We start from the raw sequence: 23,276 nt of genomic DNA on the forward strand, positions 1-23,276 counted from the left end.
ATGGAATACGTGGCCCAGCAGATGATGAACGCGCTCGCCTTTGGTGCGGAATATGCGCTGATTGCACTCGGACTGGCGATTGTCTTTTCGATCATGGGGCTGGTGAACTTTGCCCATGGTGAGGTGATCGCGGTTGGTGGCTATACGATGGTGGCCTTTGCGGCACTGGCACTGAACAACCCATTCATCGTGATAGGCGGAGCGATCGCCGCTGCGATCCTGATGTCCCTCTTGCTGGAACGCGTGGCGTTCCGACCCGTGCGATACGCGGACCCGACAACCGGCCTGCTGACCGCCTTTGGTGTTTCAATCATTCTGCAGAACGTGTTTTTGCTTGCGGTCTCACCACGCCCGGTGGCTGTGACGTCTCTGTATTTCCTCGACTGGCCCGTGCAGCTTTTGGGTGTTCAGGTATCTTCCCTTCAGGTGTTCGAGGCGTTGACGACGGTGCTGGTGATCGTCGGACTGATGCTGTTTCTCAAACGCACAACACTGGGTCTGGCCATGCGCGCCGCCTCGCTGGATTTTGAGATGGTCCGCATGGTCGGCGTCAAATCCAACAGGGTGTTTGCGGTGGCCTTCATGGTGTCGGGCCTACTGGCCGGGCTGGCCTGTATCTTCATCATGGCGCGGCGTGGATCGGTTGATCCGCATCTGGGGTTCAACCCGGTCCTCAAGGCCTTCGTGGCCTGCGTCGTCGGAGGGTTTGGCAGCCTGCCCGGAGCCGTGCTGGGCGGCTTTCTTCTCGGCGCGATCGAGGTCGCCATGCTAGTCCTACTGCCGCAGGAATATGGCGGCATGAAAGACGCCTTTGTCTTTGGAATCATAGCCCTCGTTCTGGTCTGGAGGCCGGATGGCATCCTGTCGCCCCCGACTGAGAAAGGGGACAAGATATGATCCTGAACCCCAGTCAGAAACGCGGGTTGGTGGGTGCTGCGATCCTGGCCGCCGTATTGATCGCGATTGGGCTGATCGTGACCTATTTCGGCTCTCGCTATCAGCTTCGGCTGGTATACAGCGCCTACGTGAACTTATTGGTCGTTCTGGCCATGCAGTTGTTCATGGGCAATGCGCGCCTGACCAACCTCAGCCACAGTGCCTTCATGGGGATCGGTGCCTACGTGGCCGCGATTTGCGTGACGCCGGTGACGGTCAAATCCATCTCTCTGCCGGATGCGCCTTGGGGGTTGAATGCCTTCTCGTTGGATCCGGTCAGTTCGGCGCTGCTTGCCATTGTGATCACCGCGGTTCTGGCCCTAATCGTCGGACTGTTTGTCGTGCGCCTGACAGGGTCTGGAGTGACCATCTTTTCCCTTGCCGTCCTGGTCATCGTGCACTCGGTATTCCTGTACCGCACCGACATTTTCAAAGGAAACCAGGCGTTTTTCGGCATTCCGCAGGTGTTCTCACTGACGTCTATAGTAATCTTGTCCGTATTCGTTGTGTTCATCGTGCGCCTTTTTCGCGAAAGCCGCTGGGGCATCCAGCTGCGTGCTTGCGCCGATGATGAGGTCGGAGCCGCCGCAATGGGTGTAAACATTCGCCGGTTACGCCTGATTGCCTGGGTCCTGTCAGCCATCCTGCTTGCAGTCGCCGGGATTGCTTACGCTTATTTCCTTGGCACGATCAGCGCACGGCCCTTCTATTTCAACCACGTCTTTCTGACACTCGCCATGCTGATCCTTGGAGGAATGCGGACAGTCACAGGTGCGGTTCTGGGCACGCTTTTGATCTCGTTCGGGTTGGAATGCGTGCGCTGGCTGGAAACCGGCCCGGTCCTGCTGGGCATCGACCTGCCCGAAGTGCTGGGCCTGTCGGGTATTGCACTGGGAACGGTCATCGTTCTGACTATGGCCCTGCGCCCCGGAGGGATCATGGGTGATCAAGAAATCGAAGACCTGGTTCTGAAAAAACAGGAGTAAGTCATGGGTTGCAAACACACTATTCACAAACACAACCACCATTTCGGTTGGGACAACTCCATCGAACCCGTCCTGAGCGTCGACCCCGGCGAGACCGTTGAGGTCGAAACCATCGACAGTTCGGGCGGGCAGTTGAACGCTTCCTCGACCCTGGCCGATCTGGGTAAGCTGTCTTTCGACGCGGTCAATCCGGTCACAGGGCCGATCCACATCAAAGGAGCCGAGCTCGGCGATACCGTTGCCGTGACCTTTCTGGATTTCAAACCCTCGGGCTGGGGTTGGACCGCCAACATCCCCGGTTTTGGCCTGCTGACCGATCAGTTTCCCGACGCGGCGCTTCATATCTGGAACTATGATTCTACCGCGATGACCCCTGCTCTGTTCGGCCCTGGCGGGAAGGTACCGCTCAAGCCGTTCGTCGGCACAATCGGCCTGGCGCTGGCCGAGCCGGGTCTGCATTCCGTCGTGCCTCCGCGCCGGGTCGGCGGCAATCTGGACATCCGCGACAATTGCGTGGGGACAACGCTTTACCTTCCCGTCGAGGTGGCGGGCGGGATGCTGTCTCTGGGGGACACCCACGCGGCACAAGGCGATGGCGAGATTTGCGGCACCGCCATCGAAAGCCCTATGGACGTGGCCATCAAAATCGACCTTCTCAAAGGCGAAAACCTGCCCTACCCCCGGTTTGAAACCAACGGCCCCGTCACCCGCCATTTCGATACCTCCGGCTACAAGGCGACGACAGGCATCGGTGAGGATCTCATGCAGGCCGCTCGCGATGCAGTGGCGGGTATGGTCGACTGGATCTCGGCCACGACGGGGATGTCAGCGCTTGATGCTTACATGCTCTGCTCGGTCTGCGGCGATCTGCGCATCAGTGAGATCGTGGATATCCCGAACTGGACGGTCTCATTCTACTTTCCGAAGACCGTTCTGAACTGAAGAATGCTGCAACTCCTGAGTGTCGGAGCTATGCGGTCGATGTCGGAAGCCGTCAGCCGTTCAAAATACGTCCGCAAGTAAGCGATCTTTTCAGTAGGTGTTCTTCGGCCTCGATTGTTTCGCTATCGTGACGACTGCGTCAAGCGTCTGACGAGCGGTTCACTTGCCCATTTTGTAGTGCGCCATAAACATGGCGATGCAATCGTCCATTACGCCCTTGGTGGTCGGGTTCTCGCCCAGGAAAAACTCTGGCCAGAAAAAGAAGTTTTTGACGAGTGCCAAGAGCTGGTTAGTCGCGAAGACCGGATCGGCTTTTCGGATTACACCCGCGTCCATGGCTTCGCCGATCAACTGCGTCATCGGGTAGTCGAGCGTTTCTGTCTCCGTGAAGAATTTCCGAGAACGATCGAGGTCGCGGATCAGCTCTGAAAGGACCATGCGGTTTAGACCAATTGCTGTCTCTTCCGTTATGATCGAGATGTACCCCCAAAGAGCGTCTTTCAGCTGCTCAACGAAGTCACGACTTGGGTCATAGGCAACCGGCTGCATACTCCTGTTCTGCTCCAACATGATTTCTGAGATTGCTTCGAAGAGGGCCTCTTTGCTTTCGAAGTGGTTGTAGAGCGTGCGACTCGAAACATTTGCTTTTTGGGCGATTGAGGTCGTCCTGGCCCCCAGAAATCCTTGTTCCCGAAACTCATCGATTGCTGCATCGATAATATCTTTTCTTTTCTTTTCAGTACGTTTCACGGATTTCGCCTCAAAAGTAAAAAAGTGTGTTTACAAACTTCACCCCCTCAACATAAGTAAACAAAGCGATTTACTTTAGCAAGGTGCAATCCTGCTTGACCTCGAAAGGACCCAAACCATGACCCCCCAAACTTTCATCGCTGGCAAAAACGCAGTGACCTTTAAATCTTTTGGCGTGGATTTGGCCGGTGATCTCTACCTGCCCGAAGGTTTTGATGAGACCAAGACCTACAAGGCCATCGTGGGAGCCAGCCCGTTCCCGCAGGTCAAGGATCAAATACCTGCGACCTACGGCCCTGAAATGGCGGCACGTGGCTTCATCTATCTTGGCTTCGACTATCTGGGGATGGGCGATAGCCCCGCACTGCCCGGCGAATTCAAACAATCGCGCTACAATTTCCGCCTGATCGAAAACACCTGGGACGCGGTTTCGTACCTGGGTACGCTACCCTTCGTCGAAGAAATCTATGGCCTGGGCGTCTGTCAGGGCGGTCAGACCATCGCATCGGCAGCGGTGACAGACCACCGTATCAAGAAAATCGCCATGGTGTCGGGCATGATGGCCTCGGACGCGTTCCAGTGGACCGATCGCGATATGGCCAATCAGATGATCGACGCAGCAAATGCCTCGATGCAGAAGCAATATGAAACCGGCGAACCAGACTACGTTGCACCGTTCGGCTTGAACGACGAAATGTCTCGTGAAGAGTTCACGGAAGCGGCGGCCTACCCGGACATGGCTGGCGAAACCTATGACTATTACGGCCGTGATGGTGCTAAGGGGCCGGTTGCAGTTCCCAACTATACCAACATGCACATTGCTGATCAGCCCATGCAGTCTTTGTTCTCAATTTGTGAAGCCTATGCGGACAAAATCGTGCAGCCGTCGCTGACCATCTACGGCACAAATGCCTCCACAGCGATCTGCTCGACCGCATTTGTCGAAAAACTGACCAATGACCACAAAGAGTTGGCATTCGATGAATTCAGCCACGTAGACTTTTACTACAAGCCCGAGGCTGTGAATGCGTCGACAGATGCAGTGGCAGAGTTCTTCAACAATTAACGCGATGGAGTGCTTCGTTTGATTTGGTCCACCGTTCTGTTTGAGAAACGGTGGACCGCGAATGTCGAACAAGAGACACAAGCAAGAGGAAATAGTTCAGAAGCTGCCGCAAGTTGACGTGCTAGTCCGTCAGGGAATGATGCCTACAGATGCGATCCGGGCAGCTAGCCAATATTCTGTTTTTGGTACAAAACTCGCGGGATTTCGGTGTGTACTTCCCAACTCGCACATAAAGGTCTCGGCGATCAAAGACCCGGCGCCATTTCTTCGCTAGAAACCCAAGAGTTTCGGATTGTGGGCGCAAATGACCTTGCGTATGGGCGACAATACTAACGAGATGGGTTCTTATTGCCTTGTGGTTCACAACGGGTTTCGCGCCCTCACCTCAGCCACATTTCGAATGACCGCAGCTTCTGCACGTCATGCAACCTTCGATCATCACCATGTCAAACTGCCCACAGGACGGGCACGCCTTACCACGTGGTACATCCATGTTGACCACCTGCGCCTGAGGGTCCGACTTCAGCCCCATCCCCTCTCCCTCCAGAAACCCTATGTTGACCATGTGCTGCTCGATCACCCCGCCAATCGCTGCCAGGATCGAGGGGATATACTTGCCCTTCACCCAGGCTCCACCGCGCGGATCGAACACGGCCTTCAGCTCCTCGACCACGAAGGACACATCCCCACCCCGCCGGAAAACGGCCGAGATCATGCGGGTCAGCGCCAGCGTCCAGGCGTAATGCTCCATGTTCTTCGAGTTGATGAACACCTCGAACGGACGGCGGCGGCCCCCGATGACAATATCGTTGATCGTCAGATAGATCGCATGCTCACTGTCGGGCCATTTCAGCTTGTAGGTCGACCCCTCTAGTGACTGCGGGCGGTCCAGCGGCTCGGACATGTAAACGACGTCACCGCCATCGACCTCATGCGGTGCAGCCGCGCTTTCACCCGGCGCCGTGTCCGCACTTTCCGATACGGTCAGAACCGAGCCGGTCACATCATTGGGGCGATAGGTCGTGCAGCCTTTGCAGCCCTGATCCCACGCCTGCATATAGACATCCTTGAAGGCATCAAAACTGATGTCTTCAGGGCAGTTGATCGTTTTCGAAATCGAACTGTCGATCCATTTCTGCGCCGCGGCCTGCATCTTGACGTGATCAGACGGAGACAGCGTCTGCGCATTCACGAAAAACTCCGGCAGGTCCTTTTCGCCAAACTTGTCGCGCCACATCTGCACGGCATAGTCCACCACCTCTTCTTCGGTGCGCGAGCCATCCTTTTGCAACACCTTGCGCGTGTAGGCATAGGCAAAGACCGGTTCGATCCCCGACGACACGTTCCCAGCATAGAGAGAGATCGTGCCCGTTGGAGCGATCGAGGTCAGCAAAGCGTTACGGATCCCATGCGCGCGGATTTCATCGCGCACATCGTCATCCATCTGCTGCATCGTGCCGCTGGTCAGGAACTTCTCGGCATCGAACAAGGGGAACGCCCCCTTCTCCTTCGCCAGTTGCACCGAGGCCAGATACGCGGCGCGGGCAATCGCGTGCAACCAGCGCTCGGTCTGACGCGCCGCCTCGTCAGAGCCATAGCGCAGGCCCAACATCAAAAGCGCATCCGCCAGACCTGTCACACCCAGCCCGATGCGGCGCTTGGCCTGCGCCTCGGCCTCCTGTTCGGGCAGAGGGAACTTCGACGCGTCCACCACATTATCCATCATGCGCACAGCGGTAGCGACCAGCTCTTTCAGAGCATCCTCGTCCAGATGCGCCGCGTCTTCGAAAGGCTCGGCCACCAAACGGGCCAGATTGATCGAACCCAATAGGCACGCGCCGTAAGGCGGAAGAGGTTGCTCGCCACAAGGGTTGGTCGCGGCAATCGTCTCGACATAGCTTAGGTTGTTGGCCGCGTTGATGCGGTCGATGAAGATCACGCCCGGCTCGGCATAGTCATAGGTCGCCTGCATGATCTTGTTCCACAGGTCCCGCGCCTGAACGGTGTGATAGACCTTGCCACCGAACACCAGCTCCCACGGGCCGTCGGCCTTGACGGCCTCCATGAACGGGTCGGTCACCAGCACCGACATGTTGAACATGCGCAGACGGGCAGGATCGGATTTGGCGGTTATGAATTGTTCGATATCGGGATGATCGCAACGCATCGTCGCCATCATCGCCCCCCGGCGCGAGCCTGCGGACATGATCGTCCGACACATGGCGTCCCAAACGTCCATAAAGCTCAGCGGACCAGAGGCGTCCGCTGCAACCCCTTTCACATCCGCCCCGCGTGGGCGGATGGTTGAGAAATCATAGCCGATCCCGCCACCCTGCTGCATGGTCAGCGCGGCCTCTTTCAGCATGTCGAAGATGCCGCCCATGCTGTCGGGCACTGTGCCCATGACGAAGCAGTTGAACAGGGTCACCTGCCGTGCGGTGCCCGCGCCTGCGGTGATGCGACCGGCAGGTAAATATTTGAAATCCTCCAGCGCGCCGTAGAACTTTTCTTCCCAATACGCCGGGTCTTTCTCGACCCGCGCAAGATCGCGCGCGATACGTCGCCAGCTGTCTTCAACCGTCTGGTCGATGGGCGTGCCATCCGCCTGTTTAAAGCGGTATTTCATGTCCCAGATCTGCTCGGCGATGGGGGCGGCAAAGCGGCTCATTGGTGATTCCTATTCAGCTGCGAGGCATACAAGATAGACCAAATTGGCCACCTAGCGCTACTATGACTTGATGCAATAGGCCGTTAACCCTACCTTCTTAACCAATTCCTTTGGGGCGACTCTGTGGGTAAACTGTGGATAAATTCGTAAACCTCGTCAAACTTTCGGTCGGGTCAGAAAGCGTCGACACGCTGATGGCGTGGCAGGACAGCCGCAAGCCGCTTTACGCGGATGGCTGCCCGCGCCACGTGACGCGCATGTGGCCCAAGCGCGAGGCCGAGATCCTGAACGGAGGTTCGATCTATTGGGTGATCAAAGGCGTGATCCAATGCCGCCAGCGCATCCTGCGCCTTGATGAGGTACACGGTGAGGACGGCATCCGCCGCTGCGGCATTGTTCTCGACCCCGAGGTACATCGCACCCAGAACGCGTTGAAACGCCCCTTTCAAGGCTGGCGTTATTTGAAACCCGAAGACACCCCAGCCGATCTTCCAAAATCGCGTGAGCAGGACGACGCCCTGCCAGACGATCTGAACCGCGCTCTGGCCGAAATCGGCATATTGTAGTCAGCGCAGGCGATCCAACAGCTCGGACAAAACCGCTTTGTCGCCAGCATCGTAGCTTGCCACACGGCTGCGCCACAGGGTCGCTTGCGATTGCAGGATGAGACCGTCCGAGAGGATCTTCAGGTGATTGGCCCGCAGTGTTTCACCGGTCGAGGTGATATCGGCAACGGCCTCGGCCGTTTCGTTCATCACGGTGCCTTCAGTCGCGCCCTGGCTGTCAACCAGAGCATAGTCGGCCACCCCAGCATCGGTCAGAAACTCACGCACCAAACGGTGGTACTTGGTCGCAATCCGCAGCCGGTGACCATGTGTTCTGCGAAACGCGGCGGCGGCTGCATCCAGATCGTCCAGCGTATCCACGTCGACCCAACAGGCAGGCGTGGCGATGATCAGGTCCGCCTTGCCAAAACCAAGCGCGGCAACCTCTTCAACCTGTTGCTCCCAGCGCGGCAGCTTTTCCTGCACAAGGTCAACGCCCGTGACCCCCAAGTGAATGCGACCTGCTGCCAGCTCACGCGGGATTTCCCCCGCTGACAGCAGTATCAGCGAGGCATCCTCGATCCCCTCGACCTTACCCGCATATTCCCGGTCCGACCCGCTGCGCGACAGAGTGATGCCGCGCTTTTCGAACCACGAGAAAGTCTTCTCCATCAACCGGCCCTTCGAGGGCACGCCCAGTTTCAGGCTCATTGTGCGTCCTCCTCGATCTCGAGCATCAGGTCAGGGCGGATGACGCCGCCAACAGCCGGAATTTCTTCGCCATTGCCCAACTGCCGGGTCAGCGCATCATAGCGCCCTCCGGTTGCGATCGGAGGCAGATCGGGGCGACCTTCGGCATAGAAGCCAAAGACAAACCCGTCGTAATACTCCATCGAGGTCCGGCCATACGCAGCCTCGAAATCCAAACGTTCAACATCCACACCTCGCGCCTGCATCGCTGAGATCCGGGCTTCAAGACGATCAAGCGCTTGCGTGATCTGCGGCAGGTCTACCGCCACATCGCGCAGCTGTTCCAACGCAAAAGGCATGGTCTCACGTACATTCAACAGCGTCTCCAACCCAGCCAGTTCGTTGTCTGAGATGGGCGGCGTGTCGCGATCTTCACGTAAAGCTTCGATCCGCGCCTCGATCTCGGAGGCACGGCGCTTGCCGATCATCGGAATGTCATTGTCCAGAGGATCTGCGGCATTCAGCAACTCGTCGCGCCCTTCGGGGCCCGGTTTGCGACCTGCAAACCGATCCAGAAGAATACGGAATCGGCGCGGGCGCCAGAGGTGCCGCATCAGGGCGGTCTTGCGACGCTCGGTCGTGCGAAGGCCCTCGACCGCTGCGATCAGAATTCCGATATCCCCGGTCGCGGCCCGCAGAGGCAGACCCCGCAGCTGCAACGCAAACAGCGAGAACACCTCGGCATCTGCGCCGGATGGATCGTCGCGATCAAAAACCTCATAGCCCACTTGGATATATTCATTCGAGCGGTCCGGGTCATGTTCCTGACGGCGAAAGACCTCACCGGAATAGGTGTAGCGCGCGGGTTCTGCGCCGTCGCTCATGTGCATCTGTACCACGGGCAGAGTGAAGTCGGGGCGCAGCATCTGCTCGCCCCGCAGGGCGTCGGACGTGACATAAGCACGCCCGCGGATGTCTTCACCATAGAGGTCCAGCAATGTCTCGGCCGGTTGCAGCAGAGGCGTATCGACCACCTGCGCGCCTGCGGCCTCGAACCGGACGCGCATCATCGCGGCGCGGGCCTGTATCTGGGAACGGTTGGCCATGGCTCAGTCCTGACTGTCCAGAATTTCACGTACCTTTGCTATCAGATCACCGCGCGGAACTTCGAACTGGCTGGGGCGTTCCTTCCATTCCTCGAGTGTGGCGCTTTCGGCAATTTTCGCACCAAGGATCAGGTCTTTGATCTGAACGATGCCATTCGTCTTTTCGTTACCACCCTCGATCACTGCGATGGGAGAGTTCCGCTTGTCCGCATATTTCAGCTGATTGCCGAAGTTCTTCGGATTGCCTAAGTAGACTTCGGCCCGGATACCCGCATTGCGCAGCTCAGCCACCATCGCCTGATAGTCAGCCATACGGTCGCGATCCATCACGGTGACAACCACAGGCCCTGTCGCCTGCGCACTGAGACGACCCTTTTCGCGCAGAGCGGCCAGCAGGCGGTCAACACCGATCGACACACCCGTTGCAGGCACCTCCTGCCCGGTGAAGCGCTTGACCAGATCGTCATAGCGCCCGCCGCCCGAGACCGACCCGAACTGCCGCTTGCGGCCTTTTTCGTCGAAAATCTCAAAGGTCAACTCGGCTTCATAAACCGGACCGGTGTAGTAGCCGAGACCGCGAACTACCGACGGGTCGATCTCGATCCGGTCCGAACCGTAGCCGCCCGCATCCAGCAGCGAACCGATCTGTTCCAGTTCAGCAATGCCATCGGCACCGATCTTGCTGTCGCCAACCGCAGCACGCAGGTTCGCGAGCGTTCCGGCGGTATCCGTAGCTTTGGAGGTCAGGAAGGCAAGCACAGGCTCGGCCTGATCGTCGCTCAGACCCAAACCATCGATAAACGCACCAGAGGCGTCCAGACGGCCCTTGGTCAGCAGCTCTCGGACACCGGCCTCACCGACCTTGTCGAACTTGTCGATGGTGCGCAGAACGTTGTCGCGGGCGGCGGCGTCTTCGCCCAGCCCCATCGCCTCGAGCACACCGTTCAGAACCTTGCGGTTATTCACGCGCACAAGGTAATCGCCGCGTGGAATGCCAACGGTCTCCAGCGTGTCCGACAGCATCGCGCAGATCTCGGCATCCGCAGCCATTGAGGCGGTGCCTACAGTGTCCGCATCGCACTGATAGAATTGACGATACCGCCCCGGCCCCGGCTTTTCATTCCGCCACACAGGCCCCATCGCATAGCGGCGATAGGGCGTCGGCAGATCGTTGCGGTGCTGAGCATAAACGCGGGCCAAAGGCGCGGTCAGGTCATAGCGCAGGGCCATCCAGTCACCGTTGCCGCCCTCGTCGAATTCCTGCCATGCGAATACGCCTTCGTTCGGGCGATCCACGTCGGGCAGGAACTTGCCCAGCGCCTCGACGGTCTCGACCGCGCTGCTCTCCAAAGCATCGAACCCATAACGATGATACACGCCTGCAATCGTCCGCAGCATCTCGGTGCGCTGTGTGACTTCCTCGCCGAAATAGTCACGGAACCCTTTCGGCGTTACGGCCTTGGGGCGGGGCTGTTTCTTGGGCTTGGCCATCGGGGGCGTCCTTCACGGGTATTGTTCCGCGCGCGGTCTATCCCATGGCCCGCATCGGGGCAAGGCGCGCTTTCGCTGGTCTTGGCTTTACAGGCCCGCTATGACCGTCCCTGAAGGAGACCCCACAGGAAATCAACATGCAGCATCTGGAAGAACAGATCGCCCATCTGACCCGAACGGTCGAAGAGCTGAACACCGTCGTCACACGTCAACAATCCGAAATCGACCGCCTGACCCGCCGCGTCGAAATGCTGCTGCAGCGCGAGGCCGAACGGGCGCAGGAAGGCTCGGGCGGGGTCGTGTTCGGAGACGAACGCCCGCCGCATTATTGAGACAGATTTCGATGTTGATGCATGCTTTTCTGGTTCTTGCTGGTCACGCCCTATACTAGTCACAGGGTTACCTTTCGAAATCTTGTTGGTAGGCTAATACTTTAACATCAGTTCACTGGCAGGAGACGTTCATTGGCCAACAAACTTGCTCTTGTCACAGGTGCCGCGCGTGGCATCGGGCTTGCGACAACAAAACTGTTTCTACAAAACGGCTGGAACGTTGCGATGATCGATCGCGACTCTGAGGCGCTTTCTCTTGCCGCAAAGGATCTAGACGGTGCGGTTGCGTTCGTCGCGGACGTTTCGGATCAAAATCAGGTTGTTGGCGTGGTCAAGGCCGTTCTCACCGAATTCACTCGCGTTGATGCTGTGGTGAACAACGCGGGTGTCGCAGATTTCGGGCCAATTGAGGAACACGATTTCGCAGTGTGGCGTCGGGTTATGGAAACCAACCTTGATGGCGTGTTTCTAGTCTCTCAGGCGACTATACCGGCCCTACGCAAAAGCCGTGGCGCTATCGTAAACATGGCATCGATTTCGGGGCTGAGGGCGAGCACACTTCGCGTCGCATACGGAACGTCGAAGGCGGGTGTCATCCACCTGACCAAGCAACAAGCCGCCGAACTAGGAGAATTCGGTATACGCGCCAATTGTGTGTGTCCTGGCCCGGTCCGGACCAAGCTTGCGATGGCAGTCCACTCGCCCGAAATCATCGCCGCCTATCATGACGCTATCCCACTGAACCGATACGGTTCGGAGGATGAGATCGCGCAGGTGATCTATTTCCTTTGTTCGGACAAAGCCAGCTACGTAACGGGTCAGGTGATCGCGTCCGACGGCGGGTTCGAAAGCACTGGCGTGGGCTTGCCGGCTCTACGATCGAGCAACTGAAATTCGGCCACGATTTGCCCGCGTCGGGACGCAATACAGGATAATTGTGTTCACAAACCCAGCGACGATTTCACCGCGCTATCAACAACCCCGCCAAGAAGGGCATTTTTATCCGCAGCACAGCCCTCGGACAGAGCGGCGATGAACGCTTCGCGCAGTTGCGCTTTGTCTTCATCCGTGGAGACGTGGTCCTCGATATTGATCTGTCGATTGTAGAGCGACAGAGCCGTCATCTTGCCCACAACCTCGACAACAAAGGCCTCATCCCCGTCCGCCTCTTCGGCGATTGAGGCGCAGGTGTAGTGCATGACAGGCAGGGCATCTTGCACCATCTGCTGAGCGGCTTCGTCGGCCAAAGCAAAGACCGGAGCCGTCAAAAGTGATGCCAACACAACAGGCTTGAGAGTTTTCATCCGCATCGCAATCACTTCCAGTTATGTCCGATAATCGCACCGGCCACACCGCCGATTGCCGCGCCCTTGCCGTCACCGATCAGGGCCCCAACCCCGGCGCCGATCAATGCACCTTCGATTGTCTGCTTCTTCTTTTTGTCGTCCGCAAAAGCCGCAGTCGCCACGGAAAGCGAGATCGCCCCCGCCAATACCAACGCTTTGGAGCCCATAGCTGAAAGTGCCAAACCCTAACCCTCCTGTTTCATCTTTCACAGAATATGCAGGTACAGCCTAGCCGGGGGACATCGCCGTGGCAACAAAGCCGGGATCAGACCTCTTCCACTGACAGAACGCCATCCAGCGACTTGATCGCGCCTTTGATCTGCGGGTTGATCGGGAAGTCCTGCCCCAAATCCATCTCGACATCGCCCGGAAGTCCTGGGTCCATCAGGCACAGCTGGATCGGCCCTTTGGCAGCCCCTTTCGCAGCACTGGCCGCGTCTGCCAGCACGGTTGCCACCGTGGGCAAGACCTGCGGCTGATCGACGAAGATACGTAGGCCCGTCGCGCCCGCCTCGGCCACAACCGAATCCACCGGGCCAACCGAGCGACCCAGCAGTTTCAACTGATCGGCCTCCATCGTCGCTTCGGCGGTCAGAACCACCTGTGCGCCCGTCTCAAGATATTCGCGCGTTTTCTCCAGCGTTTCTGAGAATAGCGTGACCTCATACGCTCCAGTCGGGTCCGAAAGCTGCGCAAAGGCAAAGCGATTGCCGCGGGCCGATTTCCGTTCCTGTCGGCCGGCAACAACCCCGGCCATCTTCGCGATCAGAGGGCCAGAGCGCGCCTTTTCCGTCACCTCATCCAAGGTCAGCACCTGTTTGCGTTTCAGCGCAGGCATGTAGTCGTCCAGCGGATGGCCCGACAGGTAGAAACCGATGGCTTTGAACTCTTCGCTCAGGCGTTCGGCAGGCAGCCAATCCGGCGTCGGCGACAGGCGCGGTTCGGGTAGGTCGTCCCCCGCCTCGCCAAACAATGACACCTGGTTCGAGTTCTTCTGTTCGTGGATCGCCGCCGAATACTGCACTAGCGGATCGAGGCTTTCGAACACGCGGCGGCGGTTCTTGTCTAGTTCATCAAAGGCCCCGGCCCGTGCCAGCATTTCCAACGGGCGCTTGCCGACCTTTTTCAGATCAACGCGACGAGCAAAGTCGAAGAGGTTGACGAAGGGTTTGTCGCCCTCTTGGTCTGGCGCGCCTCCGGCACGACGCCCATCAACCACAAGGTTCATCGCCTCGACACCGACGTTTTTTAACGCGCCCAGCGCATAGACCAGATGCCCGCTGTCCACATCAAAAGTAGCCTGAGAGCGGTTCACGCAAGGCGGGATGTAAGGCAGATCCAGCCCCTTGCGGACCTCTTCGAAGTAAACGGCCAGCTTGTCGGTCAGGTGGATATCGCAGTTCATGACGCCTGCCATGAACTCAACCGGGTGGTTCGCCTTCAGCCAGCCGGTCTGGTAACTGACCACCGCATAGGCGGCCGCGTGGGATTTGTTGAAGCCGTAGTTGGCGAATTTCTCCAGAAGGTCGAAAACCTCGGAGGCTTTCTTGGCATCCACGCCATTTTCTGCAGCGCCCTTTTCGAATTTCGGGCGCTCGGCATCCATCGCCTCTTTGATCTTCTTACCCATTGCACGGCGCAACAGGTCAGCGCCGCCAAGGGAATACCCTGCCATCACCTGAGCGATCTGCATTACCTGTTCCTGATAGACGATGATGCCCTGCGTTTCCTCAAGAATATGATCGATCAGAGGATGCACGGATTCAATTTTCCGCAGCCCATTCTTGACCTCACAATAGGTAGGGATGTTCTCCATCGGACCGGGGCGATACAGCGCTACAAGGGCCACGATATCCTCGATACAGGTGGGTTTCATGCGTTTGAGCGCATCCATCATGCCCGAGGATTCCACCTGGAACACCGCCACCGTCTTGGCAGCCGAATAGAGCTTATATGTCGCCTCATCATCCAGCGGGATAGCGTTGATCTGGTTCTCGGCCCCTTCGGCTGGTTCATAAAGCTCCGTTCCGTCGGCCGCGACATGCAGAGGCCGCCCGGATTTGAAGATCAGGTCCATCGCATTCTGGATCACAGTCAGCGTTTTCAAACCGAGAAAGTCGAACTTCACCAGCCCGGCCTGCTCCACCCATTTCATATTGAACTGGGTCGCAGGCATGTCGGACCGAGGGTCCTGATAAAGCGGCACTAGCGCTTCCAACGGCCGGTCGCCAATCACAACCCCTGCCGCGTGGGTCGAGGCGTTCCGCAACAGCCCTTCGACTTGCTGGCCGTAGTTGAGCAACCGCTCCACGACCTCTTCGTTCCGCGCTTCTTCGCGCAAGCGCGGCTCGTCCTTCAGGGCCTTTTCAATCGAAACGGGTTTGACCCCCTCGACCGGGATCATCTTGGACAGCCGGTCGACCTGCCCATAGGGCATCTGCAAAACGCGCCCGATGTCACGCACGGCAGCTTTGGACAGCAGCGCACCAAAGGTGATGATCTGCCCCACCTTGTCGCGGCCATATTTCTGCTGCACGTAGCGGATCACCTCTTCCCGGCGATCCATACAGAAGTCGATATCGAAGTCGGGCATCGAGACCCGCTCGGGGTTCAGGAACCTTTCGAACAGCAAGCTGTAGCGCAACGGGTCAAGGTCCGTGATCGTCAGGGCATAAGCCACAAGAGATCCCGCACCGGACCCCCGCCCCGGCCCCACCGGAATGTCATGATCCTTGGACCATTGGATAAAGTCTGCAACAATCAGGAAGTAGCCGGGAAACCCCATGCCTTCGATGATCCCCAGCTCAAAATCCAGACGTTCCTGATATTCCTCGGGCGTCACCGCATGAGGGATCACGGCCAGACGTTTCTGCAGACCCTCATTCGCAATGCGGCGCAGTTCGGCCACTTCATCATCGGCAAATTTGGGCAGTATGGGATCACGACGATAGGCCATAAAGGCGCAACGGCGCGCGATCTCGACCGTGTTCTCGATGGCCTCGGGCAAATCTGCAAACAGGGTCACCATTTCCTGCTGCGACTTGAAAAAATGCTGCGCGGTCAGACGGCGGCGACCGGCTTGCTGATCGACATAGGCCCCCTCGGCGATACAGATCAGCGCATCATGCGCCTCATACATATCCGAGGTTGGAAAATAGACGTCATTGGTGGCGACCAGAGGCAGGTTCTTCGCATAGGCCATCTCGACATGACCGCGCTCGGTCAGGCGCTCGGCCTCAGGCTGGCCGTCCTCGCCCGGATGGCGTTGCAGTTCGATATACAAACGATCCGGGAACATCCCCGCCAACCGGTCGACCAGAGCCTCAGCCGCAGGGCGCTGACCTTGCTGCAGCAACATTCCCACTGGGCCTTCTGGTCCACCAGTCAAACAGATCAGACCCTCCGACCGATCCGCCAGCTCCTCCAACGTGACCTGCGGCAACTGCCCGCCTTTGTCCACATAGAGGCAGGAGCTCAGCTTCATGAGGTTCTCATACCCAACCTCGGACTGCGCCAGCAGCACCAGAGGCGCAGGCGCTTTCGGCTTCTCACCGGGTTGCGGCTGCACATAGGTCAGATCGACCTGACACCCCATGATCGGCTGAATCCCGGCCCCGCTGGCGGTGACTGAAAACTCCAGCGCCGAGAACATCGAATTGGTGTCGGTCACCGCAACGGCGGGCATTTCTGCCTTCTCGCAAAGGCCGGGCAGCTTTTTCAGCCGCACAGCGCCTTCCAGCAGGGAATATTCAGTGTGAACGCGAAGGTGAATGAATCGAGTAGTACTGCTCATACCCCGCAAGCTATCCCAGTCAGCAGCGACGAAAAAGCGGGAACCGACTCTGTGGACTGCTTAAAAAATCAGCAGAGATTATTCTGATTTTTTAGAAGGTGCTTCGGGCCAGACTCGGCACCGCTTCAAAAATGGTCTTTATTTACAAGTGCCTGACTTCTAAACAACTGCAACATTCACAGGCCGTGCGGGTCCAATGGTGCATCATATAGGCAGTTTTTCTTGCCAGATAAGGTGCGCTGTTTCTAACATCTGACGGCAAGCACTTCGCCCGCCACTCTTTCTACGTCGCATCGAAGGAGGGCCCAACGGGCGCAACCGGGTAAGGCGACGGGTTTCACGAATGGACATCACGTTTCTTCTGAACGGAGAGACAGTGCAGCTGTCGGATGTCGGTCCGACGGTCACCCTGCTGGACTGGCTGCGCGAGGAGCGTGGCCTGACCGGCACGAAAGAAGGCTGCAACGAGGGCGATTGCGGCGCCTGCACCGTGATGGTCACCGAAGAGGGCAGCGCCAAGGCATTGAACGCATGCATCCTGTTCTTGCCCCAACTGCACGGCAAAGCCGTCCGCACCGTCGAGGGCGCAAGCGGCCCAAACGATGAACCTCATCCAGTCCAGAGCGCGATGGTTGATCTACACGGCTCGCAATGCGGCTTCTGCACCCCCGGCTTCGTGATGTCGATGGTTGCAAGTCACGCAAATGGCGCAACCGACCACGACACCCAACTGGCGGGCAATCTGTGCCGCTGCACCGGCTACGCCCCGATCATCCGCGCCGCGAAAGCCGCCGAACCACATCCCGTCCCGCAATGGATCACTGACGACCAGTCCTTCTCTTGTTCAAAAATACCTCGGGGGGAGGCCACAGGCCAGGGGGCAGAGCCCCCCTTCCTCCCCACCTCATCCGACGAATTGGCGGAAGTCTATGCCCAGCACCCCGACGCGACACTCATCGCTGGTGCTACCGATGTCGGCCTCTGGGTCACCAAGCAACTGCGTGAGCTTGACCCGGTGATCTTCCTCAACGGCTGCGAAGACCTCAAGGAGATCACAATCACCGATGACGAAATCCGCTTCGGAGCCATGGTCGACATGAACCGGATGGGCGAGGCTCTCGCCGACCTCCACCCATCCTACGCCGAAATGATCCGCCGCTATGCCAGCGTCCAGGTGCGCCACGCGGCGACCGTGGGCGGCAATATCGCCAATGGCTCGCCCATCGGGGACAACCCGCCTGCGCTGATCGCTTTGGGTGCAACTCTGTACCTTCGCAAAGGCGACACCCGCCGGTCCCTTCCTTTGGAAGAGTTCTTCATCGACTACGGCAAACAAGACCGCGCGCCCGGTGAATTTGTTGAGGCCGTCAGTTTCCCCCGTCAAGCGGATCGACTGAAGGCTTACAAACTCAGCAAACGGTTCGATCAGGATATCTCGGCCGTGTGCGGGTGTTTCAATATCACCGTCTCAGAGGGCACCGTCTCCGCAGCGCGCATTGCGTTTGGTGGCATGGCTGGTACTCCGAAACGGGCAACCCATGTCGAGGCCGCACTGATCGGCAAACCCTGGACGCGCGAGGTGATTGACGCCGCGCTGCCCGGTTTTGCCGAGGATTATTCACCACTCACGGACATGCGCGCCTCAGCAACCTATCGGCTGGAGACCGCCAAAGCGATGCTGGAACGGTATTTCCTAGAAGATCAGGGCGAAGTGACAAACGTGCTGAAGGTGACAGCATGAGCGTGACCAAACCCCTCCCCCACGACGCGGCCCCGCTGCATGTGGCCGGTGCCGCACGTTATGTGGATGATATCCCGACGCCAAAGGGCACCCTGCATTTGGCCTTTGGTCTGAGCCCGATTGCCAAAGGCACGATCACCGCGATGGACCTGTCGGCGGTGAAAGGTGCGGATGGCGTGGTGCAGGTGATGACGGCCGAGGATCTACCCTTTGCCAACGACGTCTCTCCCTCGATCCATGATGAACCGCTGCTATCGGATGGCACGGTTCACTATATCGGACAGCCCGTGTTTCTGGTCGTCGCCACCAGCCATCTCGCCGCTCGCAAGGCCGCGCGGTTGGGCAAAATCGACTATGCCGAAGACACCCCGATCCTGACCATCGAAGAGGCGCTGGCCGCCGACAGCCGGTTCGAGGATGGCCCCCGCATCTACGCCAAGGGCGACGCAGATGCCGCAATCGCCAGTGCGCCCCATATCATCGAAGGAAGCTTCGAGCTTGGCGGGCAAGAGCATTTCTACCTCGAAGGACAGGCAGCTCTGGCCGTGCCCAATGAAGGCGCGGATATGCTGGTCCACAGTTCCACCCAGCACCCCACCGAGATTCAGCACAAGGTGGCCGATGCACTGGGCGTTCCGATGCACGCCGTCCGGGTTGAAACCCGCCGGATGGGCGGAGGGTTCGGTGGCAAAGAAAGCCAAGGCAACGCTTTGGCAGTGGCGTGTGCCATAGCCGCGCGAGCAACCGGCAAGGCCTGCAAGATGCGCTATGATCGTGATGACGACATGATCATCACCGGCAAGCGCCACGCCTTCCGCATTTCCTACAAAGCCGGGTTCGATGAGAACGGCCATATTCAGGGCGTCTCGTTCTTGCACCACGCGCTCTGCGGCTGGGCGCAGGACCTGTCTCTGCCTGTCGCCGACCGAGCGATGCTGCATTCAGACAACGCCTATCTGCTGCCCAATGCGCGGATTGAGAGCCACCGGCTGAAAACCAATACCCAATCCGCCACCGCCTATCGTGGGTTCGGAGGCCCTCAGGGCATGGTCGGGATCGAACGCGTGATGGACCACGCCGCGCATGCGCTGAGTATGGACCCGGTCGAGCTGCGTCGTCGGAACTATTATGAACACGCCCACAAGGTTGCTGCGGCTGCGCCGGCGGAGAAACCATTGGGACACCCCGATCCGCATGAAGACCTGACAAGTAGGGGTGCTGTTGAGATGGGCGAGGCGCCCGTGCGCCCTCTGCCCGCAGGCGGCAACACGACGCCCTACGGCATGGAGGTCAGCGATTTCGAACTGCATGGCATGACCGAAGCTCTGCTGAAATCCAGCGACTATACCGAGCGCAAGGCAGCCATCGAAAAATGGAACGCCGAGAACAGTGTGATCAAGAAGGGCATTGCGTTCTCTCCGGTCAAGTTCGGGATTTCCTTCACGCTGACCCACCTCAACCAAGCAGGTGCGTTGGTGCATGTGTATCAAGACGGCTCGGTCCACCTAAACCATGGCGGCACCGAGATGGGGCAAGGTCTGTTCCAGAAAGTCGCACAGGTCGCTGCGTCGCGCTTTGGCATTCCGCTGGAGATGGTCAAGATCACCGCCACAGATACAGCCAAAGTGCCGAATACCTCGGCAACGGCGGCGTCTTCGGGTAGTGACCTGAACGGAATGGCCGTGAAAGCCGCCTGCGACACGATCCGGGATCGGATGGCCGACTATCTGGCCGAGCGGCATCAGGCCGATCCGTCAACTGTTACATTTTCGGATGGTCACGTGTCGGTCGGCGAGGAACGCTATACCTTCTCCGAGGCCGCCGCTTTGGCCTATCAAGGGCGCATCAGCCTTTCGGCAACCGGATTCTACAAAACCCCAAAGATCGAATGGGACCGGATCGCAGGCCGGGGGCGTCCGTTCTTTTACTTCGCCTATGGGGCCTCGGTGACCGAGGTGGCCGTGGACACACTGACCGGCGAAAACCGTATTCTGCGCACCGATATCCTGCATGATGCAGGCGCATCGCTGAACCCGGCGCTCGATATCGGACAGGTCGAAGGCGGATACGTGCAAGGCGCAGGCTGGCTGACGACCGAGGAATTGGTCTGGGATAGCAAGGGCAACCTGCGCACCCACGCGCCCTCGACCTACAAGATCCCAGCCTGCTCGGACCGGCCCGACATCTTCAATATCGCGCTTTGGGATGGCGAGAACCGCGAGGATACGATCCACCGCTCGAAAGCTGTGGGTGAACCGCCTTTTATGCTGGGAATATCGGCATGGTTGGCCCTGTCGAACGCGGTCGCAGCCTGCGGCGACAGCTATCCGGCACTGGATGCTCCCGCCACAGCCGAGGAAGTCTGGCGCGGCGTTCAGCGGATGAAAGGAGGCATCTGATGGGATTTGACCTGGAGGCATTGAGGGAAGCGGTCAAAACCCACGGACAGGTGACGCGGGTGGTCATCGCCGCGATCAAGGGTTCGTCCCCGCGCGAGGTTGGCGCCGCGATGTTGGTCTGGCGGGATGGCCAGAGCGGAACGATCGGCGGCGGCACTTTGGAGTTTCAGGCTGCCGAGGCCGCACGGGCCCAATCCCTACCCGCCCGTCTGACCCATCACGCGCTTGGCCCCGAATTGGGCCAATGCTGCGGCGGTGCAGTTTCACTGTTCAGCGAGGTCTTTGATCAAAAGGCGCTTGAAGCTCTCGACGACACGGTCATAGCGCGATCCGCTTCTGCAGGCGAAATGCCTCTGTCCGTTAAACGGTTGCTGGCAACTGCGCGCGGTCAGGGGATTGCCCCCGGATCGCAGCTGATCGACGGCTGGATGGTGGAACCCGTTCACAAGCCAACCCGAAACCTGTGGATCTGGGGTGCTGGCCATGTGGGCCGAGCGCTGGTGGACGTTCTGTCCCCCCTGCCCGACATCGCGATCACCTGGGTCGACACGGGACCCGAGCGCTTCCCGGCCTTGGTCCCAGCAGGTGTCACCACGGTCCCGGCGGCAAAACCGGCCGAGCTGGTTCGCCATGCTCCGCCCAATGCCGAGCACCTTGTGCTTACTTATTCACACAATCTGGATTTAGAGCTTTGCAACCGGCTGCTTTCGCATGATTTCCGCTTTGCGGGGCTGATCGGCTCGGCTACGAAATGGGCGCGATTCCGGTCGCGGCTGGCAGCTCTTGGGCATGCACCTGAACAGATCAGCCGGATCACCTGTCCAATCGGCGATCCCGCTCTGGGCAAACACCCGCAAATGATCGCCGTTGGCGTCGCCGCGCAGCTTCTGCGTCCGGCCCGACAGACTGAGTTGAAGAAGGACCTGAGCGCGTGACCACTCCACTCTTAAGCCTGCAAGGGCTGACCAAAGCCTATCCCGGCGTCGTGGCCAATGATCAGGTGTCGTTCGACATCGGCGAAGGCGAAGTACATGCGCTTTTGGGCGAAAACGGCGCGGGGAAATCCACGCTGGTCAAGATGATCTATGGGCTGGTGAAGCCGGACAGCGGCACCATGATGTTGCGCGGCCAACCCTTTGCCCCAGCGGAACCCCGCGCGGCTCGGGCGGATGGGATTGCGATGGTGTTCCAGCACTTCTCACTGTTCGACGCGCTGAACGTGGCCGAGAATATTGCGCTGGGGATGGAAAACCCACCGCCGATGGGCGATCTGGCCTCGCGTATCCGCGAAGTGTCCGAGACCTACGGCTTGCCTTTGGACCCGTACCGAACTGTCGGCGATCTTTCCGCGGGGGAGCGTCAGCGGGTCGAGATCATCCGCTGCCTGCTGCAAGACCCTAAGCTGCTGATCATGGACGAACCAACCAGCGTGTTGACCCCGCAAGAGGTCGAAATTCTGTTTGAGACGCTGAACAAATTGCGGTCTGAGGGCACCTCGATCCTTTATATCTCGCATAAGCTGGAAGAAATCCGCACGCTGTGTGACCACGCCACGATCCTGCGTCTGGGCAAGAATGTGGGCGAGTGTATTCCGGCCGAAACGTCAGCACGCGACATGGCCGAGATGATGGTGGGATCAACGCTGCAAACGCCCGAACGCTCGGGCCGTGAGTTCGGCGAGGTTGCGCTGGATGTCAGCGGTTTGTCGGTGCCGTCGCCTTCGGAGTTTGGAACGGCGCTGAAGAACGTCCATATGACCGTGCGCAAGGGTGAGGTTCTCGGCATCGGCGGTGTCGCTGGTAATGGTCAGGATGAGTTGCTGGGCGTGCTGTCCGGTGAGATTCAAACCCCTGCCGATGCGATCAAGTTCAATGGTCAACAGATCGGCAAACTCGGGCCCACTGCCCGCCGGAAACTGGGCGTACTGACCGCGCCCGAGGAGCGCTTGGGCCATGCCGCTGCGCCGGATATGAGCCTGACCGAGAACGCCCTGCTGACCGGGTCGGTGCGCGAAGGTTTGGAGAACAAAGGGTTCCTCAAATGGTCCGAGACCAAAAGCTTCGCTGAAAAGATCATAAGCGTGTTTGACGTCAGAACCCCCGGCCCTGAAAACGCAGCACGGTCGCTGTCAGGCGGGAACCTGCAGAAGTTCGTGATTGGTCGGGAAGTCTTGCAGAACCCTGAGGTTCTGGTGGTGAACCAACCGACCTGGGGTGTGGATGCGGCAGCGGCTGCGTCGATCCGGCAGGCCATTCTGGATCTGGCGGCCAAGGGAACCGCGGTGATCTGCATCAGTCAGGATTTGGACGAGTTGATGGAGATCTCAGACAGTTTTGCGGCCCTGAACGAAGGACGGCTGAGCGCGCCTCGGGAAACAACAGGCCTGACCGTTGACGAGATCGGCCTGATGATGGGCGGTGCCCATGGCATGGAGGTGGCGCATGTGTGATCTATCGCGTCGCCTTCGGCGAGAGTACTGGAACAA

Annotated in this window: 19 protein-coding genes; 11 read left to right on the top strand and 8 right to left on the bottom strand. The window is 58.9% G+C overall.

The window, feature by feature from the left end; translation table 11 throughout:
• Genes ACR0I8_RS16855 through ACR0I8_RS16865 form a run of 3 tightly spaced genes read left to right on the top strand, consistent with a single transcriptional unit; the run spans window position 1 to window position 2,864 of the window.
• Window positions 1-897: a branched-chain amino acid ABC transporter permease gene (locus tag ACR0I8_RS16855; protein WP_170689223.1), complete on the top strand. Its 897-nt coding sequence runs from the start codon at window positions 1-3 to the stop codon at window positions 895-897.
• Window positions 894-1,922: a branched-chain amino acid ABC transporter permease gene (locus tag ACR0I8_RS16860; protein WP_170689222.1), complete on the top strand. Its 1,029-nt coding sequence runs from the start codon at window positions 894-896 to the stop codon at window positions 1,920-1,922. The genes ACR0I8_RS16855 and ACR0I8_RS16860 overlap by 4 nt, the downstream gene beginning before the upstream one ends.
• A gap of 3 nt (window positions 1,923-1,925) precedes the next feature.
• On the top strand, window positions 1,926-2,864 hold the full coding sequence (locus ACR0I8_RS16865; protein ID WP_170689221.1) for an acetamidase/formamidase family protein: 939 nt from the start codon (window positions 1,926-1,928) through the stop codon (window positions 2,862-2,864).
• A 159-nt stretch (window positions 2,865-3,023) separates the two neighbouring features.
• Here ACR0I8_RS16865 and ACR0I8_RS16870 read toward each other — a convergent pair whose 3' ends face one another.
• On the bottom strand, window positions 3,024-3,614 hold the full coding sequence (locus tag ACR0I8_RS16870; RefSeq protein ID WP_170374545.1) for a TetR/AcrR family transcriptional regulator: 591 nt from the start codon (window positions 3,612-3,614) through the stop codon (window positions 3,024-3,026).
• Between the two features lie 118 nt (window positions 3,615-3,732).
• On the opposite strand from ACR0I8_RS16870, the gene ACR0I8_RS16875 reads away from it, so the two are divergent.
• Complete coding sequence (locus tag ACR0I8_RS16875) at window positions 3,733-4,680, top strand: alpha/beta hydrolase (RefSeq protein WP_170689220.1); 948 nt, start codon at window positions 3,733-3,735, stop codon at window positions 4,678-4,680.
• Between the two features lie 385 nt (window positions 4,681-5,065).
• On the opposite strand, the gene ACR0I8_RS16880 is transcribed toward ACR0I8_RS16875, so the two are convergent.
• Window positions 5,066-7,348 carry an adenosylcobalamin-dependent ribonucleoside-diphosphate reductase gene (locus tag ACR0I8_RS16880; protein ID WP_170689219.1) on the bottom strand — a complete coding sequence of 761 codons (2,283 nt, stop codon included), beginning with the start codon at window positions 7,346-7,348 and terminating at the stop codon, window positions 5,066-5,068.
• Between the two features lie 134 nt (window positions 7,349-7,482).
• Between ACR0I8_RS16880 and ACR0I8_RS16885 the strand changes: the two genes are divergently transcribed.
• A complete protein-coding gene (locus ACR0I8_RS16885; protein ID WP_170689218.1) occupies window positions 7,483-7,914 on the top strand; it encodes a DUF1489 domain-containing protein in 432 nt (143 codons plus the stop codon).
• On the opposite strand, the gene hisG is transcribed toward ACR0I8_RS16885, so the two are convergent.
• Genes hisG through hisS form a run of 3 tightly spaced genes read right to left on the bottom strand, consistent with a single transcriptional unit; the run spans window position 7,915 to window position 11,180 of the window.
• Window positions 7,915-8,604 (bottom strand): ATP phosphoribosyltransferase, encoded by a 690-nt coding sequence (gene hisG, locus ACR0I8_RS16890; RefSeq protein ID WP_170689217.1) that lies wholly within the window; start codon window positions 8,602-8,604, stop codon window positions 7,915-7,917.
• Window positions 8,601-9,689 (bottom strand): ATP phosphoribosyltransferase regulatory subunit, encoded by a 1,089-nt coding sequence (locus ACR0I8_RS16895; RefSeq protein WP_170689216.1) that lies wholly within the window; start codon window positions 9,687-9,689, stop codon window positions 8,601-8,603. Before ACR0I8_RS16895 ends, hisG begins: the two co-directional genes overlap by 4 nt.
• Before the next feature lie 3 nt (window positions 9,690-9,692).
• On the bottom strand, window positions 9,693-11,180 hold the full coding sequence (gene hisS / locus ACR0I8_RS16900; protein ID WP_170689215.1) for a histidine--tRNA ligase: 1,488 nt from the start codon (window positions 11,178-11,180) through the stop codon (window positions 9,693-9,695).
• 137 nt (window positions 11,181-11,317) lie between these two features.
• Here hisS and ACR0I8_RS16905 point away from each other — a divergent pair, with 137 nt between their 5' ends.
• Both ACR0I8_RS16905 and ACR0I8_RS16910 read left to right on the top strand, forming a co-directional pair.
• Window positions 11,318-11,512: a SlyX family protein gene (locus ACR0I8_RS16905; RefSeq protein WP_170440680.1), complete on the top strand. Its 195-nt coding sequence runs from the start codon at window positions 11,318-11,320 to the stop codon at window positions 11,510-11,512.
• 132 nt (window positions 11,513-11,644) lie between these two features.
• Window positions 11,645-12,403: an SDR family oxidoreductase gene (locus tag ACR0I8_RS16910; RefSeq protein WP_170689214.1), complete on the top strand. Its 759-nt coding sequence runs from the start codon at window positions 11,645-11,647 to the stop codon at window positions 12,401-12,403.
• A 50-nt stretch (window positions 12,404-12,453) separates the two neighbouring features.
• Here the strand turns inward: ACR0I8_RS16910 and ACR0I8_RS16915 are convergent, their stop codons facing one another.
• The 3 genes from ACR0I8_RS16915 to dnaE all read right to left on the bottom strand — a co-directional run bounded on the left by ACR0I8_RS16915 (window position 12,454) and on the right by dnaE (window position 16,651).
• Window positions 12,454-12,822, bottom strand: coding sequence for a YmgD family protein (locus ACR0I8_RS16915; RefSeq protein ID WP_170689213.1), 369 nt, complete (start codon window positions 12,820-12,822; stop codon window positions 12,454-12,456).
• A 5-nt stretch (window positions 12,823-12,827) separates the two neighbouring features.
• A complete protein-coding gene (locus ACR0I8_RS16920; RefSeq protein ID WP_419738497.1) occupies window positions 12,828-13,040 on the bottom strand; it encodes a YMGG-like glycine zipper-containing protein in 213 nt (70 codons plus the stop codon).
• An 83-nt stretch (window positions 13,041-13,123) separates the two neighbouring features.
• Window positions 13,124-16,651 carry a DNA polymerase III subunit alpha gene (dnaE, locus tag ACR0I8_RS16925; RefSeq protein ID WP_170689212.1) on the bottom strand — a complete coding sequence of 1,176 codons (3,528 nt, stop codon included), beginning with the start codon at window positions 16,649-16,651 and terminating at the stop codon, window positions 13,124-13,126.
• Between the two features lie 343 nt (window positions 16,652-16,994).
• Between dnaE and xdhA the strand changes: the two genes are divergently transcribed.
• From xdhA to ACR0I8_RS16945, 4 genes are read left to right on the top strand one after another with little or no spacing between them, the layout of a single operon-like run.
• Window positions 16,995-18,392 (top strand): xanthine dehydrogenase small subunit, encoded by a 1,398-nt coding sequence (gene xdhA / locus ACR0I8_RS16930; protein ID WP_170689211.1) that lies wholly within the window; start codon window positions 16,995-16,997, stop codon window positions 18,390-18,392.
• The gene (gene xdhB, locus ACR0I8_RS16935; protein WP_170689210.1) at window positions 18,389-20,791 is read left to right on the top strand and encodes a xanthine dehydrogenase molybdopterin binding subunit; all 2,403 of its coding nucleotides are present in this window, start codon (window positions 18,389-18,391) and stop codon (window positions 20,789-20,791) included. Before xdhA ends, xdhB begins: the two co-directional genes overlap by 4 nt.
• Entirely contained in the window at window positions 20,791-21,726 is a 936-nt protein-coding gene (xdhC, locus tag ACR0I8_RS16940; protein WP_170689209.1) for a xanthine dehydrogenase accessory protein XdhC, read from the top strand. The genes xdhB and xdhC overlap by 1 nt, the downstream gene beginning before the upstream one ends.
• On the top strand, window positions 21,723-23,240 hold the full coding sequence (locus ACR0I8_RS16945) for an ABC transporter ATP-binding protein (protein ID WP_170555905.1): 1,518 nt from the start codon (window positions 21,723-21,725) through the stop codon (window positions 23,238-23,240). Before xdhC ends, ACR0I8_RS16945 begins: the two co-directional genes overlap by 4 nt.
• The last annotated feature ends 36 nt before the right edge of the window (window positions 23,241-23,276 follow it).

The sequence above is a fragment of the Ruegeria sp. BG9 genome, assembly GCF_056538305.1.

Bases quoted from the DNA above. Each gene is read 5' to 3' on its own strand.
- ACR0I8_RS16855 (WP_170689223.1), top strand. From the start codon at position 1: ATGGAATACGTGGCCCAGCAGATGATGAACGCGCTCGCCTTTGGTGCG.
- ACR0I8_RS16860 (WP_170689222.1), top strand. From the start codon at position 894: ATGATCCTGAACCCCAGTCAGAAACGCGGGTTGGTGGGTGCTGCGATC.
- ACR0I8_RS16865 (WP_170689221.1), top strand. From the start codon at position 1,926: ATGGGTTGCAAACACACTATTCACAAACACAACCACCATTTCGGTTGG.
- ACR0I8_RS16875 (WP_170689220.1), top strand. From the start codon at position 3,733: ATGACCCCCCAAACTTTCATCGCTGGCAAAAACGCAGTGACCTTTAAA.
- ACR0I8_RS16880 (WP_170689219.1), bottom strand. From the start codon at position 7,348: ATGAGCCGCTTTGCCGCCCCCATCGCCGAGCAGATCTGGGACATGAAA.
- hisG (WP_170689217.1), bottom strand. From the start codon at position 8,604: ATGAGCCTGAAACTGGGCGTGCCCTCGAAGGGCCGGTTGATGGAGAAG.
- ACR0I8_RS16895 (WP_170689216.1), bottom strand. From the start codon at position 9,689: ATGGCCAACCGTTCCCAGATACAGGCCCGCGCCGCGATGATGCGCGTC.
- hisS (WP_170689215.1), bottom strand. From the start codon at position 11,180: ATGGCCAAGCCCAAGAAACAGCCCCGCCCCAAGGCCGTAACGCCGAAA.
- ACR0I8_RS16905 (WP_170440680.1), top strand. From the start codon at position 11,318: ATGCAGCATCTGGAAGAACAGATCGCCCATCTGACCCGAACGGTCGAA.
- ACR0I8_RS16915 (WP_170689213.1), bottom strand. From the start codon at position 12,822: ATGCGGATGAAAACTCTCAAGCCTGTTGTGTTGGCATCACTTTTGACG.
- dnaE (WP_170689212.1), bottom strand. From the start codon at position 16,651: ATGAGCAGTACTACTCGATTCATTCACCTTCGCGTTCACACTGAATAT.
- xdhA (WP_170689211.1), top strand. From the start codon at position 16,995: ATGGACATCACGTTTCTTCTGAACGGAGAGACAGTGCAGCTGTCGGAT.
- xdhB (WP_170689210.1), top strand. From the start codon at position 18,389: ATGAGCGTGACCAAACCCCTCCCCCACGACGCGGCCCCGCTGCATGTG.
- xdhC (WP_170689209.1), top strand. From the start codon at position 20,791: ATGGGATTTGACCTGGAGGCATTGAGGGAAGCGGTCAAAACCCACGGA.